Below are 15,526 nucleotides of genomic sequence, written 5' to 3' on the forward strand. Positions count from 1 at the left end.
CACGACCGTCCCCCTCTGCGTTCGCCGCCGTTCCCCAGCGCACCCACGGGTGCCGACGGCGTCGCATGGATCGTGCCACCGCGCGGCGTTCAAGTCGTTGCCGGGATCCGGCAGTGCTTCACCGGTCCACCGTGCCGTTCTGCTGCTTTTCCGGGGCCGACGGCGCGCTTTCGCCTCCATGGCATCGCCGAACGGACCGCAGGAACTCGGCCACGAGAGCCGCCACTTGCTCGGGCGCCTCCTCGGGGAGGAGGTGCCCCGAACCGGAGAGCACCCGCGCGCGGCTGCCGAGTCGCCGCTCGACCACGGGGCCGAGCAGCTTGGGAGGCAGGAACACGTCTTCCGAGCCCACGAGGGTCAGACAGGGCGTCGTCGCTGCCGCCCTGGCGAGCACGGCGTCCGGCAGCGGTGAGGGCGCGAGGCTGCTGTGGCAGGAGCGGCCCACCAGCGACATCCACGTGCTGAGTTCGTCCGGTACGGCGTGTCCGGGCGCCGTCATGCATCCCAGCAGCCGTCGGGCCCGTACATACGAGGGGCGGAGCAGCCACGGGACGGTCGCCGCGAGTACGGAGGCTCCGACACGCAGCCGTACGAGCCCGCCGGGCGACACGAGGACGCGTACGGCGACGAGGTCCGACGGGCAGGCGAGCGTGATCGCGGCGCCGAGGGAGTGGCCCACGACCACCGCCGGCTCCCGCGTGACCTCTGCGAGGGCCTCGGCGAGCCAGGTGGCGTAGGCGTCCATACGGTTCCGGCGGGGCCGCAGCCCGGAGCTGAGACCGGGCTGCCCCGGCACGTCGAGGACGACGAGCGGCCCGACGTCGGCCAGTGCCTCCATGTGCCCAGCGACACGGCCGCGTTCATGTTCGTCCCGGGGACGAACACCACCGTCGTCGAGCCTGCCGACGGCCGGGCCTCGACGCGGACGACGTGCGAGAGTCCGGCCGACGTCTCGATCCGCCGCCGCTGGTGGGGGACCGGCCAGGCGTCGAGACGTGTCTCGCACCAGGCGCGTATCCGCGCCTCCGCGGCCGGGCTTCGGTAGATCGAGGACGCCATGGCGGCATCGTAGGGACGGTGCTGGGTCTGCCGAGGGGCGGCGGGTAGGGTGACGGCCGTTCTTGACGTATTGCTGATGCGGTCCCGTCCTACGACGCGACCGTGCGCCCGCTCACCGGAAGAAGGGGCCCCTCACGTGGTGTCCGCCGTACGCCGACGGAGCCGCTCGTTTTTCTCCGCCCATCCGGCCCGCACCGTCGTCATCGCGTTCGCGAGCGCCGTCCTGATCGGGACCGGTCTGCTGATGCTTCCGGCGGCGTCCGCGGACGGGCGGGCGACCAGTCCGCTGACCGCGCTGTTCACCTCCACGTCCGCCGTCTGCGTCACGGGTCTCGCCGTGGTCGACACCGGCACGTACTGGAGCGGCTTCGGCGAGGGCGTGATCCTCGCGCTGATCCAGATCGGCGGCTTCGGCATCATGACCATGGCCTCGCTGCTCGCGCTGCTGGTCTCGGGCCGGCTGCGGCTGCGCATGCAGCTGACGGCGCAGGCCGAGACCAAGAGCCTGGGCATCGGGGATGTCCGCAGGGTCCTGCTGGGGGTGGCCGGCACGACCCTGACGGTGGAACTCGGCGTCGGCGCCGTCCTGGCGCTGCGCTTCCGCTACGGATACGGCAACGGGATCGGCGACGCGGCGTACCTCGGACTCTTCCACTCCGTGTCCGCCTTCAACAACGCCGGCTTCGGCCTCCACGCCGACAGCCTCACCCGCTACGCGCAGGACGCCTGGATCACCCTGCCGATCGCCGTCGCCGTCATCCTCGGCGGCATCGGGTTTCCGGTGCTGCTGGAGGCGCTACGCCACCGCCACCGCGCCCGGGCCACCGGCCGCAGGAATTGGACCCTGCACACCAAGCTCACCGTCATCACCACCGCGGCCCTGCTCCTCGTCGGCACCGTCCTGACCGGCCTGCTGGAATGGACGAACCCCGCCACGCTCGGCGCTCATGACGTCTGGGGCAAGCTGCTCAACAGCTTCTTCCACTCGGCGATGAGCCGCACCGCCGGCTTCAACTCGCTCGACATCGGCGCGATGCAGCCCTCCACCCTGCTGTTGACCTGCATGCTGATGCTGATCGGTGGCGGCAGCGCCGGCACCGCGGGCGGCATCAAGGTGACCACCTTCGCGGTCCTGGCCGCCGCGATCGTCGCGGAGGTCCGCGGCGAGCCCACCTCCACCGTCCTCGGCCGCCGCCTCGCCCCTCACGTGCTGCGTCAGGCCCTGACCGTCGCCCTGCTCGGTGTCGGGCTGGTCATGACCGCCACACTGACGCTGCTCTCGGTGAGCAGGGCGTCGTTCGAGGCGGTGCTGTTCGAGGTTGTCTCCGCCTTCGCGACGGTGGGGCTGTCGACGGGCATCACCGCCGACCTGCCGGGCACCGGCCAGTCCGTCCTCATCGCCCTGATGTTCATCGGCCGCATCGGCCCCATCACCCTGGTCTCCGCGCTAGCCCTGCGCGAGCGCACGCGACGCTACGAACTGCCCGAGGAGCGACCCGTCATTGGCTGACTACTTCCGTCACCTGCGCAAACGCCGCCAGAGCCCCGCCCGCGAGCGCCGCGGCCAACCGGACCAGCGGGTGGCCGTCATCGGCCTGGGCCGGTTCGGCTTCTCCCTCGCCAACGAGCTGATGCGGCGCGGCTGGGACGTCCTCGGCATCGACGTCGACGCGCGCCTGGTCCAGAAGTACAGCGATGTGCTCACCCACGCCGTCGTGGCCGACTCCACCGACCCCGACGTCCTGAGCCAGCTCGGTGTGCACGAGTTCACCAGCGCGGTCGTCGGCATCGGCGGTTCCGTCGAGGCGAGCGTGCTGATCAGCTCCAATCTCCTCGACGCCGGTGTCCCCAACATCTGGGCCAAGGCGGTCAGCCGCCAGCACGGGCAGATCCTCGAACGCCTCGGCGTCCACCACGTGGTGCTGCCGGAGCACGAGATGGGGGAGCGGGTCGCCCATCTGGTCACCGGCCGCATGCTCGACTTCATCGAGTTCGACGACGACTACGCACTGGTCAAGACCGTCGCGCCGCGGGTGGCGACCGGCAGGCCCCTCGGCGTCTCGCAGGTCCGCAGCGAGTACGGCGTGACCGTCGTCGGCATCAAACGCCCGGGTGAGGGTTTCACCTACGCGACGGCCGAGACGGTCGTCGAGAAGGGCGACATCATCGTCGTCACCGGTAAGACGAGGGCGGTCGAGGCCTTCACGGACCTGCCCTGACCGCTAGGATCAGCCGCTGGTGAGCCGGGAAGTCTGGTCGGCACCGACTTCCGCCTGCCCCGAAGGACCCGGCCATGCCCCTCACCCTGATCCTGATCGCCCTGTTCGCGCTCGCCTTCACGGCGTTCACGGTCGTGTTGTGCGTACGCGTGTGGCGGCTGGACGATCTGCCCCGGTGGCGGCGGATCCTGCCCACGCTGTTGTTGGTGACGGCGCTCGCCGCGAGCATCGGCCGTGCGCGGGGTGTCACCGCCGTGGCCGAAGCGGTCGCGTTCCCGCTCAACGCCGCCACCGCGCTGCTCGGGATGTACGAGCTGGCCCGGCACCGGGCCCGGCGCGCGGCGGCCGGCGGCCGGCCGGAGACGGCGTCGTGAGCGCGGAGAGCTAAGTGTGGGAGTACGGGCCCCTGTTCGCCGACCGCCCTTCTGGCTTCAGGGCTCGTACCGGAACATGAACCGGATCGCAGCCCGCATCTCGCCCGCCTTGAACGACGCCGAACTCACGGCCGTGATCGCCGACCACGACGCCGCCGAGGCCCAGACGCTCACCTCGGAAGCCGAGGCCGCCCTGGTCGCCGACCGCATCACCGCAGTGAAAGCCGCCATCACCCGAGCCACGGAGCCCGCCACCTCCTGACCCGCCCACCGGGACGGCACGCGGCACCGAGTGCGGGCGGGCCCACCTCCGAGGACCGCGGGGACTGAGGTTCTGGCAGCGCCCCGCTGACATGGGCGTCACTTCGCCTAGCTGCTGACCTGCAGAGATAAGTGCACCGTGAACGGATACAGGTGTCCGGATAACGGTCGGGTCACGAGTGCTGGGCTTTCGGAACCTCTTCTTCCGGATGTGATGTGGGCCACGTGGACGGGGGCTGATGTCGTGGTAGGAATGCGCAACTCCGCAGGCGGCGGCACCGTGCCGTCAATCCTGTGGGGCGGCCGGCCCGCTCGCCGGCCTGCTTGACCGGGGCGACCCCTGTCCGAGTCCGCGGACACGTCGCCCAGGGTCGCCGATCGGACAACGGCGTTCGCTCAAAGCCCGCACCCGAGACCGCCGCAGCCTCCCGCGCGCCGGTCCTGCGCCATTGAGGTCCCCACTGTGTCACTCGAGTCCTTCACCCAGTCCGTCGACAAGACCGTCAGCGGATTCTTCGAGCCCATAGCCAAGTGGCTGGGCGAGGTCGTCTTCTACTCCGTCCCCGTCGGGGGCACGGAGCTTCCCCTCATCGTGGCCTGGCTCGTGGTCGCGGGCCTCGTCTTCACCGGCTGGTTCGGCTTCGTCCAACTGCGGAAGTTCCGCCTCGCCGTGAACGTCGTGCGCGGCAAGTACGACGAGAAGGGCTCGGCCGGCGAGGTCAACCACTTCCAGGCCCTGACCGCCGCCGTCTCCGGCACCGTCGGCCTCGGCAACATCGCGGGTGTGGCCGTCGCCGTCTCCATCGGCGGCCCCGGCGCCACGTTCTGGATGATCCTCTGCGGCCTGCTCGGCATGGCGACGAAGTTCGTCGAGGTCACGCTCGGTGTGAAGTACCGTGAGGTGCACGCCGACGGCACCGTCTCCGGCGGCCCGATGCACTACCTGCCCAAGGGCCTGGCCGACCGCTTCGGCAAGAACGGCAAGAAGCTCGGCAAGATCCTGGCCGTCCTGGCCTCGTTCTTCGTCCTGTTCTTCGGCCTCTTCGGCGGCAACCTCTTCCAGGTCAACCAGTCCTACGCCCAGCTCGTCTCCGTCACCGGCGGCGAGAACGGCGCCCTGGGCTCCTCCGCCGGCGCGCTCTTCTTCGGCATCCTCATCGCCGCCCTCGTCGGCATCGTGCTCCTCGGCGGCATCCGCTCCATCGCCTCCGTCACCAGCAAGCTCGTCCCGGCGATGGCCGGCATCTACATCGCCGCCTGCCTCGTCGTCATCGCCGTCAACGTCTCGGCCGTCCCCACCGCGATCTCCTCGATCATCGAGGGCGCCTTCAACCCGCAGGGCGTCGCCGGCGGTGTCCTCGGCGCGCTGATCATCGGCTTCAAGCGGGCCGCGTTCTCCAACGAGGCCGGCCTCGGCTCCGCCCCGATCGCCCACTCCGCCGTCAAGACGAAGCACCCCGCCAGCGAGGGCCTGGTCGCCCTGCTGGAGCCGTTCATCGACACCGTCGTCATCTGCACCATGACCGCGCTGACCATCGTCATCGCCAACCCGGCCAGCTACGTCGAGGTCCGCAAGGGCGGTGACTCCATCGGTGGCGTCACGATCACCTCCGACGCCTTCGCCACCGTCCTGCCCTGGTTCCCCTACATCCTGACCCTCGCGGTCATGCTGTTCGCCATCTCCACGGTGCTGACCTGGGGCTACTACTGCATGAAGGCCTGGGCCCACCTGTTCGGCCGCAGCCGCGTCAGCGAGCTGACCTTCAAGGTCCTCTACACCGTCTTCGCGGTCGCGGGCTCGCTGCTCACGCTCCAGACCCTGATCGACATGGCCGACGCCGTGCTCTTCATGCTCGCGGTCATCAACATCATCGGCCTGTACCTCCTCGCCCCCGTCGTCAAGCGGGAGCTGAACTCCTTCCTCGCCTTCGTCAAGCGCCGCGACGCCGGCCTCGACACGGACGAGGACACCGACCCGGAGCCGGTGAGGACCACCGTCTGACCGCCCCCGCGGCCCGGCTCCCGAGGGGCCCTGTCCTCACCTCGCGCCTTGGTGAGGACAGGGTCCTTCACCCTGTTCCAGCAGGTCAGCGACGCCTGGTGAGACTTCCGCGCACCCGCTAGGGTGTAAAGAACGCATCAATACGATGCTGGTGTGCCGGGAAGTCTGGTCGGCGTCCGAGGGGCCTGTGCGCCCACCTGTCGACATGCCCCGGAGGGTTCCTCCCCATGACCCAGGCACGCCCCCGCAAGGTCGTTCTCGGTCTGCTGCCCTGGCCCGAACGCCAGGCCGTCACCGAAGCACTGCGCACCGAGACCGTCGGAGGACTCGTCCTCCTCGCCGCCGCGGTCGTGGCGCTCGTCTGGGCGAACAGTCCATGGAGCGCCGCCTACGAGTCCGTACGCGACTTCCACTTCGGCATTCCGGCCCTCGGCCTGGACCTCTCCGTCGGCCACTGGACCGCCGACGGGCTCCTCGCGGTCTTCTTCCTGGTGGCGGGCATCGAGCTGAAGCGCGAGCTGGTCGTCGGCGAACTGCGCACCCCCGCCACCGCCGCGCTGCCCGTCGTCGCGGCCCTGTGCGGCATGGCCGTACCCGCCGCGCTCTACACCCTCACCGCGGCCGCGGGCGGTGGCAGCCTGGACGGCTGGGCCGTTCCCATGGCCACCGACATCGCCTTCGCCCTGGCCGTGCTCGCCGTCATCAGCACCCATCTGCCGTCCGCCCTACGGGCGTTCCTTCTCACCCTCGCCGTCGTCGACGACCTCGGCGCTATCCTGATCATCGCGATCTTCTTCACCTCGGACCTCGACTTCTGGGCCCTGGGCGGGGCATTCGCGGGCCTGGTCCTCTTCTACGTCCTCCAGCGGTTCCGCGTCCGCGGCTGGTGGTGGTACGTCCCCCTGGGGGTCACGATCTGGGCGCTGATGTACAACTCCGGGGTCCACGCCACCGTCGCCGGCGTCGCCATGGGCCTGATCCTGCGCACCACCCGCGACAAGGACGAGACGGCGTCCCCGGGCGCTCGCGTCTCCCACCTCGTCCACCCCTTCTCCGCGGGCGTCGCGGTGCCACTCTTCGCGCTCTTCGCCGCCGGCGTCGGCGTCTCGGGCGCCGCCCTCGCCCACGTCTTCACCGACCCCGAACCCCTCGGAGTCTTCGTCGGTCTGGTCGTGGGCAAGATCCTCGGCATCTTCCTCGGCACGTATCTGGCCGCCCGCTTCACCCGAGCCGAACTCAACCCCGACCTGGCCTGGTCCGACGTCCTGGGCCTGGCGGTCCTGGCGGGCATCGGCTTCACCGTCGCCCTGCTCATCGGCGAACTGGCCTTCCCCGACGCCGCCCAGGCCGAGCACGTCAAGGCCGCCGTCCTCCTCGGCTCCCTGACGGCGGCCGCCCTCGCAGCCGTCCTCCTGCGCCGCCGCAACCGCGTCTACCGGCTCCTCTACGAGGAGGAGGAGCGCGACGACGACGCCGACGGCATCCCCGACATCTACCAGCAGGACGGCCGGCAGGCCCACATATGAGGCTCCGCCCGCGCCCGTCACCTGTCCGCGGGCATCCGGCTCCCCGCAACCCGTCCGGGCCACGGGGAGCCCTGCGTCATTCCTCGTCCGACCAGTAGGCCGAGACGGGGTAGTGCAGTTCGGCGGGGACGGCGGTGTCGATTCGTCGGACGACCGGGGCGATCTTGGCGAAGAGGTCGGGGAGGACCGGGATCACGCAGCCGCCGCGTCCGAACAGCACGCGGCCCGGGCCGTGGGCCTCGACGCCGACGATGTCCTCGAACGGGATCGCGTGCACGTCACCGTCGGAGTCACGCATCGCGATCCCGCTGTCTCCGAGCACCAGGAGGCTGCGCCGCGCTGCCGAACTGATCAGCCGCTGCAGCGGTCCGGGGCGGAAGATCCTGCCGGGCGGCAGCTCGTGCGAGCGTATGCATCCGCCTGCCGGGAGGGGCGAGCCGTCCGGGAGCACGAGGGCCGGCTCGACATCCTCCGGCACTGCCAGCAAGGCCGTGGCCATGGCTGTCGCGAAGGCGCTGCGGGCCTGGTCGGGGGTGACCGAGGAGGCGAGGCTCAGCCACTCCTGAGCGTCGAGCGTGGGCTCGCCGAATAGTTCCGCGTCCGCCAGGCGCAGCAGGTCGGTCACGGCGTGCCGTGGGTCGCCGAGTGCTTCCTTGGCCGCTGCGAGCTCCTCCGCGAGCTCCGCGGCGTCCGGCCCGTCGGCGGCCAGCCGCAGCGCCTCGGCCCACAGCAGCTCGGCGACCCGCGCTTCCTCGCCGTCCCGGGCGTCCACACGCAGGACGCGCTCGCGGTGTCCGCCGCCGACGGCGCAACGGTCGACGGCGACGTCGTAGGACAGGCCGTGCTCGTGGCGGGCCTTGGCGAGGAGCCGCTCGCGCAGGACGTCGACGGCGAGGGTGAGGGCGACGTCGTCGTGGCGTTCACTGTGCAGGGCCAGGCCGATGTCAGGGACGCACTCCTGCGACCAGGCCGGGCCGGCGCCCAGCACCGTCGGCGCGACGCCCGCGCGCTGCGGGCGTTCGCCCCGGGGGAGCGGGAGCTTCAGTCCTTCCGGCGGCGGTCCGGACAGCATCAGGACGGCGTTGTCGGCGTGGAAGTAGCGCCGTACGTGGTCGCGTACGGTCTCGGGACTGATGCGGTCCGCTCCCGGCCCGCGCCAGGGAGCCAGCCCCGCACCTGCGACGCCGTACCTGCGGGAGAGCAGCGCGCCGGTGGTCGGGTGCTCCGGCTCGCCGCCCTCGGCGGCCAGCACGCCCGCCTCCCGGTCCAGCCGATCGAGCGGCAGGTCGGACAGAGCCCTGCACACCGCTTCGAGGAACGCCGCGATCTGCTCCGGACGGCCCGTCGCGAGGAAGTCCGTCGTCCTCAGGTCCACGCTGGCGTTGTGGTCATGGTGCAGGCGAGGCAGGGTGCTCATCGCCAGGTGTTCCACGAGGTGGGTGACACCGAGCGTGCGGAACGTCTCGTCCCGCACCCCGCACCCGAACACCAGCGCCGCCTCCAGCGGCGGCGGTGCCTCCGTCCAGAGGACGGTGATGCCGTCGATAGTTGTGCTGTGCATGTCGGGACCCTACGCCAAGGCGCCGACACCCGTGCAGGTGCCGTCGGGGCAGGCCGCTCTTCTCGGCTCGGCTCCTCTCCGCCTGCCCGCACCCGGTGATCACAGGGACTGGTCGGGCATCGCAGCAGTGCACGACGGCTCCCGCGCCCCGGGTGCGGGAGGCCATCGTGTCACCGTCGCTGTACGGCTGCGGGTGGCTTCGAAGTCCTCGGCGCGGGCCAGTTGCACGCGGGATGTCTCGGCCCGTTCGGCGGCGGCCTGCTGGCAGGCGCGGACCCGCTCCACGACGGCCCGCCGCTCGGCGGTCTTCAGCGGGTCGTCGGCGTCCAGGCGGTCGGTGGCGTCGAGCAGGGCGCCCATCTGGTCCAGGGTGAAGCCGAGCGGCTTCACCCGGCGGATCGAGCAGCGAGACGAGCCACGGCATCGAAGGAGCCTCCCTCCGGCGACTTGTCCACCCCGCACCGAGATGTCGTCCGTCGTAGCCGACTCTTCTCCCGGACGGGTGAGGGCGAAACGATCCTCCGACCACCTCCGCGCCTGGTGCTTCGGCGGTCGGGCCGTCACGGCGCATGATCTTGACCCCCGGACCGGTCGGTGCCCGTTGGCGTGACGGGTCCGCAGGGGCCGTCCTCGCCGCGAGCGCCCGGTCCCCGACCTCACACGACGAGGCCCGCCACCCGTCCGCGGGCCGTTCGGGAGACGAACGTTCATGGTCCAGTTCCTGACCATCGCGGCGATCGCGGCCGCTCTCCTGGCGGGGCTGTTCGCCCACGCCCACCGCAGGCGTGAATACGCTGCCGCCGACACCGAAGACGGGTCGGTCAGCGACCTGATCAGTCCCCTGGAGACCTTGGCGGTGCTCCTGGTCGCCTTCGTCATCGTCGTCGCCGCGGAGTCGTACGGGACGGCCAGCGCCGCGGCGGAGACCGAGGCCAGTCGCATCGACCATCTCTACGAGGTCGCCGACTACGCCCCCGACCCGCAGCGCCGCCAGATCCAGGCGGACGCGATCTGCTACACGCGCGCCGTTCGAGCGCATGAATGGCCGTTGATGAAGGACGGGGGAGGAGCCTCACCGAAGGTGTCGGTCTGGTCCTCTGGACTGCGTAGCTCGTTCAAGCAGCTCTCGGCCGATCCCGACGAGCGCTTCACGCTTCTCGTCCAGGCCGATGACGACCGTTCCGAGGCCCGGCACGCTCGCATCGCCGAGGCGACTCCCGCCATCCCGCCGGTCGTCTACTGGTTCATGGTCGTCTCACTGGCCGCGACGATCGGTGCGTTCGCCTTCGGACTTCCCCGCAACCGGGGCCCCGGCCACCTCACCCTCCTGCTCACCCTCGCCGTGCTGTTCACCGGCTCGCTGCTGCTGATCCAGGACATCGACCGCCCCTTCGACGGCGTCATCCGCGTCACGGACTCGGCCATGGCGGAGACCGCCGCCGACATCAGCGACGACTTCCGTCGGGACCACCCCGGCGCCGGACTTCCCTGCGACGGCGAAGGCAACCCGCGCACGTCGGACTGACGCCGTCCAGGGCCCGCCCTCAACTCGGGAAATCGCGCCTTGGCGGACGTGCGCCGCTGAATGCGCGGGCGCACCACGCGATCCCTCCCCTGGGTGATCGTCGGCAGCCTCCGGACCAGCAATGATCACGTTCGGTGAACTCGCCCTGGCGTCCTCCCCGTGGTGGCGTCGGCAGCACGTGTGGTCCGACCGCGGGTTGCTGCCGCCTCGTTCCAGGGCGAGTTCCCTACCGCGCCGCCCCCGTCCCGGGGCGCGGCAGCCACCTGCTTGCCCCGAGAAACGGAGTTGCGCTGTGCCTCTGTCCGCCCAGTACGTCGCGCAGGAAATGGAGGCCGCGAGCAAGGCCGGCGACCCCCAGGCCGACGAGCTCGTGTCCGACCTGATCGACAACAAGGAGATCGACGGGGTCAACCACCTGTTCCGCACCATCAACACCCTCCAGCCCGGCATGGACTACTCCACCTTGCCGCCGCGGCTGGCCGAGTTCCTCAAGGACGCCTCCGCCGAACCGCCCGGCTGGAGCGAGGCGGACGTCACGGCCGCGGAGGGGTTCTTCCGGGCCCACCACGGCGAGGCGTCCATGCTCCAGGGCACGGTCGGTCTCATCGGTACGTACCTGTCCCCGACCGGGGCGTTCACCCTGCGGTCCACCGGCCGACTCGGCGGAGTCGAGGGCCCCGGCCGGCGCCTGTCGCAGTCCTCCCGCCTGTTCATCGACATGGGCAAGGAGAACGCCATGCGCGACGGGACGCTCAAGGCCAACGTGACCAAGGTGCGCCTGGTCCACGCCTCCGTGCGGCAGCTGCACAAGAAGAGCGGTGTGTGGGACTACAAGAAGTGGGGCGAGCCGGTCTCGCAGAAGTACACCACCGGCGCGGCCTGCGTCTTCTCCGTCCAGATCCTCCAGGCCATGCGCAACCTCGGCATCCATGTCTCCAAGGACGACGCCCACGGCTTCGTGTGCGCCTGGCACTACGTCAACCACTACCTCGGCACTCCCGAGAAGTGGCTTCTGCCCAAGGACGCCGACGAAGTCGACCGGCTGTGGACCGCCGAGCGCGACAAGGAGTGGAAGAAGACCGACGACGGCGTCTTCATGACCCAGCAGGCGGTCAAGTTCTACGACGACTTCCTCCAGCCGTCGACACCCGCGACCCACGACGCGTTCGTCGCCATGATCCGCGTCGCGCTCACCGACAAGTACGCCGACATGGCCGGCCTCGACAAGACCCCCCTCGCCGAGGGCGGCAAGCTCATCGCCTCCGGGCACAAGGCCGTCAGCGGGATCGGCGGCGGTCTGCTCGGCGAGAACGCCAAGGAGGCCGCCGGCGTCAACCCCTACGACCGCATCCTCGGCATCGCCTCGAAGGCGTTCAACGACGTCGAGAAGTACGCCCTGACCCACGACAAGGACGACCAGCCCCAGATGCACCAGGAACTCGGCGACAACCGCTGACGCCCGAACGCCGGGGCGGGCAGCCACACAATCCCGCCCCGGCGCTCCCCGGCTCACGCCCACAGCTCCCAGCTTCTTGCCTGAGAGGCCCGCGGCGCACCTCACACCCCGCCGAGGCCGGGCAGTACGTCGGCGACACGTACATCCAGCGCGACCCGCCCGTCGGCGACGGCAAGCAGCCGTTCCTCGACTCCTTCGAGCGCATGGCCGCCGAGTGTCCGGGCAAGTGCGTCGAGTGGCGCCGCGCGTGGTGTCCCTGGAAGGGGTCAGCAGCTGTGGGCCCAGGTGTGGGAGTCGCCGCGGTCGTTGGCGACGCCGTTGTAGTTGACCTCCTGGCCCGGGGCGAGGCAGATGGTCATGTCGCCGCCCTGTGAGGCGTCCTCGAAGACCTGGACGTAGCTCGGGATGCCGGGGCCCACGATCCCGTGGTTGGCCCAGGACGAGTCGTTGTCGGCGATGTAGCCCTCCCACCAGCCGTCGTCACCGCTCCAGTTGGCGCGCTGGCCCTGGTGGTCGGCGTGCTCCCAGGCGCAGAACTGGCCGCTGGGGCAGTCGGCGGCGGTCGCCGTGGCGGCGGTGGCGAAGGGGCTCGCGGCGGCCAGGAGCAAGGCGGCGGCCAGGAGGGCGGGCTTCTTGGCCTGCGCGAGGCAGCCGTCGGTGTGCTGGCGCACCTCGTGGCCGCTGGGCAGCGTGAGGGTGAGTTCGGCCGGTCCGGTTCCGAAGAGCGCTTCGCTCACGCGGCGCTGCTCCTCGCTGCCGGACGGGCGCTGCCCGGGGCGCGGCGGGGTGAGCCCTTGGCGTACCAGGCAGCGGTCGGTGAGCAGGACATGGGCGGCCGCGACGGTGTCGTCGGGGCTGAGTGAGGGCGCCTGCGGGGCCGCGCACGCGGTCACGACCGACAGCGGGGCGAGAAGCGCGACGAGCGCGGCGCGGTACGGGGGCGTGGGCATGGAACGGCTCAGCCCCGTGGGTGACCGGTCGCGACATCGGCCATCGCGAGGAAGATCATTCGCATGATCCACTCAACGGGGACGGACGGGTCTCAGGACACGGCGGCAGCCGATCGTTCACCCGGAGGGCGGTACGGGCCCCTCAGGCTGCCTCAGGGGTCTGGTGGTTCATCCGCTCCTGCATGTGGCCGAAGAACTCCTCGGGCGGGGTCACGCCCGCCGTGACGCGGACGAACTCGTCGGAGGCGGAGGGGTCCTGGGACACGGCGAGGAGCAGTTGCTCCATCTCAGGGGGCGGCGGTTCCATCGTCGCGAAGTCCGCAGTGAACTCGTACATGCTCGTGACCTGGGCGTCCCTCGCTTCCTGGGCCTCGCGCATCGCCTCGTCGAGGGGGCGACGGCCGGCGAGGACGTCGTCCAGGGCGCGGGTGCACCGTTCGGCGTCGCGGAAGGCGTCCTGGATGCCCTGGGCCGTGATGGGGTCCTTCAGGTATCCGGCGTCGCCGACCAGGACCCAGCCGGGTCCGTACGGTGTGCGGAAGTAGTTGGGGATGGCCGTACCGACGAACCGCTCGGCGCGGCTTGCCCCGGCGATCCGCTCGGCGAACGCCGGCGCGCGGGCCAGCGTCGCGTGGTAGTTGCCTTCGATGTCGCCGCGCATGGCCTCGAAGTCACGCATGGGCCAGCCGCAGATGACCATGGTCAGGTCCTCGTTGGTGGGCCACGCGGCGAACGCGCGGTCACCGCGGTCGTACCCCTCGAAGGCGCCGTGCATGGGCAGGCCGGCCCAGTACGTGTAGTAGTACGCGTTGATCTTCGGCTTCTCCGCGTAGCTCGCGGCGCCGGTCGCCTTCGCGACGGACGAGTGGAGTCCGTCCGCGCCCACGACGACCCGGGCCTCCTCGACGGAGGTGGCGCCGCCCCTGCCGTGGCCCTTGACGCCGGTCACCACGGACCCGTCGAACATGATCTCTTCGACCGTGAACGCCTCGCGCACCTCGGCGCCGGACTCCGCCGCGGCGTCGACGAGGATCTTGTCGAGGACCGTGCGCCGCGGTGCGTACGACGCCTTGAACCCCTCTCCTGCCGGGGACCCGACGATGGCGAACGGTCCGAGGTCGTACTTGTACGTGTCGATGCGCGGACACCCGGTCGCGGCGACCCGCTCCAGCAGGCCCCAGCGGTCCAGCGCGGCGAGTCCCGGCGGGTGGATCAGATGGGTGGAGATCGTGTCGCTGGGGAAGGTGGCCCGGTCGACCAGGAGGACCCGGTGGCCGAGGCGGGCCAGGAGCATCGCGGTCGGTGCGCCGGCGCACCGCGCGCCGACGACGATCACGTCGTACCGGTGGTTTCCGTCGCCGGCCGAGCCGGCTGTGCCGCTCACTGCTCTCACCTGCCGATCGGACCGTCCCCCGGCAGCGGGTGGCGAGACGGGCGGGAGAGCGGGCCTTCGGCGCTGCGCGGTGCGTGTCCTCTTTCCACGCTAGAACACCTGCGCGGTCCGGTCTCGGCGGGCAGGGGCGGTGCGCCTCACTCCCGAGCCGCGGCCGCCGAACGGGTCGCCGGGAGGGCGAGGAAGATCAGGAGGGCGAAGGCGACGATGGCCGTGAGGGTCCGTGCCTGGTTGAACAGTTCCCACCGCTGCAGGATCTCGGCGTGGTCGGCCGGCGGCGTGGTGGCGGCCCACTGCTTGATGCGGCCGTTGATCGGGACGTTCCCGAGCCGGGTGATCAGGAAGGACGCGAAGGTCAGGAGGCCCGCCGCGGCCGCGAGGACACGGGCGCGGCCGCGCGTCAGGGCGGCGAGGGCGAAGGAGGCGAGGGTGGAGACCACCATGGCTCCCTGCACGGTGATCCCGTTGACCTTCATCAGCTCGCTGTGGAAGTCGAGCCGCATGTCGATCGGCACGGCGTCGAACGTCGGGACCAGGTTGGCGGCGCCGTAGCTGAAGGCGCCGGCGAGCAGGCCGGTGGCCATCAGGGCGAGACCGTGGGTGATGCGTATGCGCATGTCGTACCTCTGTCATGGGGCGCCGCGTGCGGCGCGACCCAGGGGAAGGGGGCGTCAGGCTGCCGTGTCGGTCGTGCCGGCGGGCGGCATCGGCGGCAGTGCTCGCGTGAGCTGGTGCGAGCGGCGCATGCGGCCGTCGTCGGTGAACTCGGCGAAGAGATGGACCTCGGTGGCGGTCTCGCCGCCCTTGCGCCTCCAAGCGTGGATCGTGAGACGGGCGGCGATCCGGTGGCCGTCCGCGACCGCCTCGTGGACGTCGACCCGCCAGCTCGTCACGTTGCGGGACACGGGGCGGAGGTGCGCGAGGAGGCGGTCGTGGTCGAGGTGGATTCCGTCGCTGATCTGCTCGACGTCCGGCGTGAAGTGACGGTCCATCACCGACTGCGGCGGGTCACCCTGGACGGTCTGCGCGGTGAGGGAGTCGAAGAAGTCCTCGATGAACTGCTCGGGGGTGGTGTCTGCGGGTCCCTTCATGGCGCTCCGATCAGGGGTGAGGAGTGGCCGGAGCCGGTCGCGGGCATGGCGGGGCCGGCGCCTCCCGACTAGGATCTCTTACGCGCTTGTAAGATATATAGCTTCGTCA

The 15,526-nt window shown here is 70.9% G+C and carries 13 protein-coding genes and 2 pseudogenes; 8 read left to right on the forward strand and 7 right to left on the reverse strand.

Annotation, left to right across the window (positions count from 1 at the left end; translation table 11 throughout):
* Nucleotides 1-118: 118 nt before the first annotated feature.
* Entirely contained in the window at nt 119-838 is a 720-nt protein-coding gene (locus ACNJ93_RS29785) for an alpha/beta fold hydrolase (protein ID WP_418960556.1), read from the reverse strand.
* A gap of 357 nt (nt 839-1,195) precedes the next feature.
* On the opposite strand from ACNJ93_RS29785, the gene ACNJ93_RS29790 reads away from it, so the two are divergent.
* The 6 genes and pseudogenes from ACNJ93_RS29790 (at nt 1,196) to nhaA (ending at nt 7,441) form a co-directional block, all read left to right on the forward strand.
* Complete coding sequence (locus ACNJ93_RS29790) at nt 1,196-2,569, forward strand: TrkH family potassium uptake protein (protein ID WP_418960557.1); 1,374 nt, start codon at nt 1,196-1,198, stop codon at nt 2,567-2,569.
* Nucleotides 2,562-3,278, forward strand: coding sequence for a potassium channel family protein (locus tag ACNJ93_RS29795; RefSeq protein WP_418960558.1), 717 nt, complete (start codon nt 2,562-2,564; stop codon nt 3,276-3,278). The genes ACNJ93_RS29790 and ACNJ93_RS29795 overlap by 8 nt, the downstream gene beginning before the upstream one ends.
* A 74-nt stretch (nt 3,279-3,352) precedes the next feature.
* Nucleotides 3,353-3,652: a hypothetical protein gene (locus tag ACNJ93_RS29800; RefSeq protein WP_418960559.1), complete on the forward strand. Its 300-nt coding sequence runs from the start codon at nt 3,353-3,355 to the stop codon at nt 3,650-3,652.
* Nucleotides 3,653-3,695: 43 nt separating this feature from the next.
* Nucleotides 3,696-3,982, forward strand: a pseudogene (locus ACNJ93_RS29805) (hypothetical protein); the annotation flags it as partial.
* A 394-nt stretch (nt 3,983-4,376) separates the two neighbouring features.
* Complete coding sequence (locus ACNJ93_RS29810; protein WP_418960560.1) at nt 4,377-5,915, forward strand: alanine/glycine:cation symporter family protein; 1,539 nt, start codon at nt 4,377-4,379, stop codon at nt 5,913-5,915.
* A gap of 227 nt (nt 5,916-6,142) precedes the next feature.
* Nucleotides 6,143-7,441 carry a Na+/H+ antiporter NhaA gene (gene nhaA / locus ACNJ93_RS29815; protein ID WP_418960561.1) on the forward strand — a complete coding sequence of 433 codons (1,299 nt, stop codon included), beginning with the start codon at nt 6,143-6,145 and terminating at the stop codon, nt 7,439-7,441.
* Nucleotides 7,442-7,517: 76 nt separating this feature from the next.
* Here the strand turns inward: nhaA and ACNJ93_RS29820 are convergent, their stop codons facing one another.
* Together ACNJ93_RS29820 and ACNJ93_RS29825 are read right to left on the reverse strand one after the other, a co-directional pair.
* Nucleotides 7,518-9,002 carry a hypothetical protein gene (locus tag ACNJ93_RS29820; protein ID WP_418960562.1) on the reverse strand — a complete coding sequence of 495 codons (1,485 nt, stop codon included), beginning with the start codon at nt 9,000-9,002 and terminating at the stop codon, nt 7,518-7,520.
* Nucleotides 9,003-9,101: 99 nt separating this feature from the next.
* A pseudogene (locus ACNJ93_RS29825) lies at nt 9,102-9,401 on the reverse strand (hypothetical protein); the annotation flags it as partial.
* 310 nt (nt 9,402-9,711) lie between these two features.
* On the opposite strand from ACNJ93_RS29825, the gene ACNJ93_RS29830 reads away from it, so the two are divergent.
* Both ACNJ93_RS29830 and ACNJ93_RS29835 read left to right on the forward strand, forming a co-directional pair.
* Nucleotides 9,712-10,527, forward strand: a complete 816-nt coding sequence (locus tag ACNJ93_RS29830) for a hypothetical protein (protein WP_418960563.1) — start codon at nt 9,712-9,714, stop codon at nt 10,525-10,527.
* A gap of 292 nt (nt 10,528-10,819) precedes the next feature.
* The gene (locus tag ACNJ93_RS29835; protein WP_418960564.1) at nt 10,820-11,983 is read left to right on the forward strand and encodes an oxygenase MpaB family protein; all 1,164 of its coding nucleotides are present in this window, start codon (nt 10,820-10,822) and stop codon (nt 11,981-11,983) included.
* 266 nt (nt 11,984-12,249) lie between these two features.
* Here the strand turns inward: ACNJ93_RS29835 and ACNJ93_RS29840 are convergent, their stop codons facing one another.
* From ACNJ93_RS29840 to ACNJ93_RS29855, 4 genes are all read right to left on the reverse strand, one after another.
* Nucleotides 12,250-12,603 (reverse strand): peptidase inhibitor family I36 protein, encoded by a 354-nt coding sequence (locus tag ACNJ93_RS29840; protein WP_418961577.1) that lies wholly within the window; start codon nt 12,601-12,603, stop codon nt 12,250-12,252.
* 472 nt (nt 12,604-13,075) lie between these two features.
* Nucleotides 13,076-14,317: an NAD(P)/FAD-dependent oxidoreductase gene (locus tag ACNJ93_RS29845; protein ID WP_418960565.1), complete on the reverse strand. Its 1,242-nt coding sequence runs from the start codon at nt 14,315-14,317 to the stop codon at nt 13,076-13,078.
* 146 nt (nt 14,318-14,463) lie between these two features.
* Nucleotides 14,464-14,943 (reverse strand): anthrone oxygenase family protein, encoded by a 480-nt coding sequence (locus ACNJ93_RS29850; protein WP_418960566.1) that lies wholly within the window; start codon nt 14,941-14,943, stop codon nt 14,464-14,466.
* A 54-nt stretch (nt 14,944-14,997) separates the two neighbouring features.
* Complete coding sequence (locus ACNJ93_RS29855; protein ID WP_418960567.1) at nt 14,998-15,417, reverse strand: nuclear transport factor 2 family protein; 420 nt, start codon at nt 15,415-15,417, stop codon at nt 14,998-15,000.
* Nucleotides 15,418-15,526 lie beyond the last annotated feature (109 nt).

Source organism: Streptomyces tritici, from assembly GCF_048500665.1.
Classification (GTDB): domain Bacteria; phylum Actinomycetota; class Actinomycetes; order Streptomycetales; family Streptomycetaceae; genus Streptomyces; species Streptomyces tritici.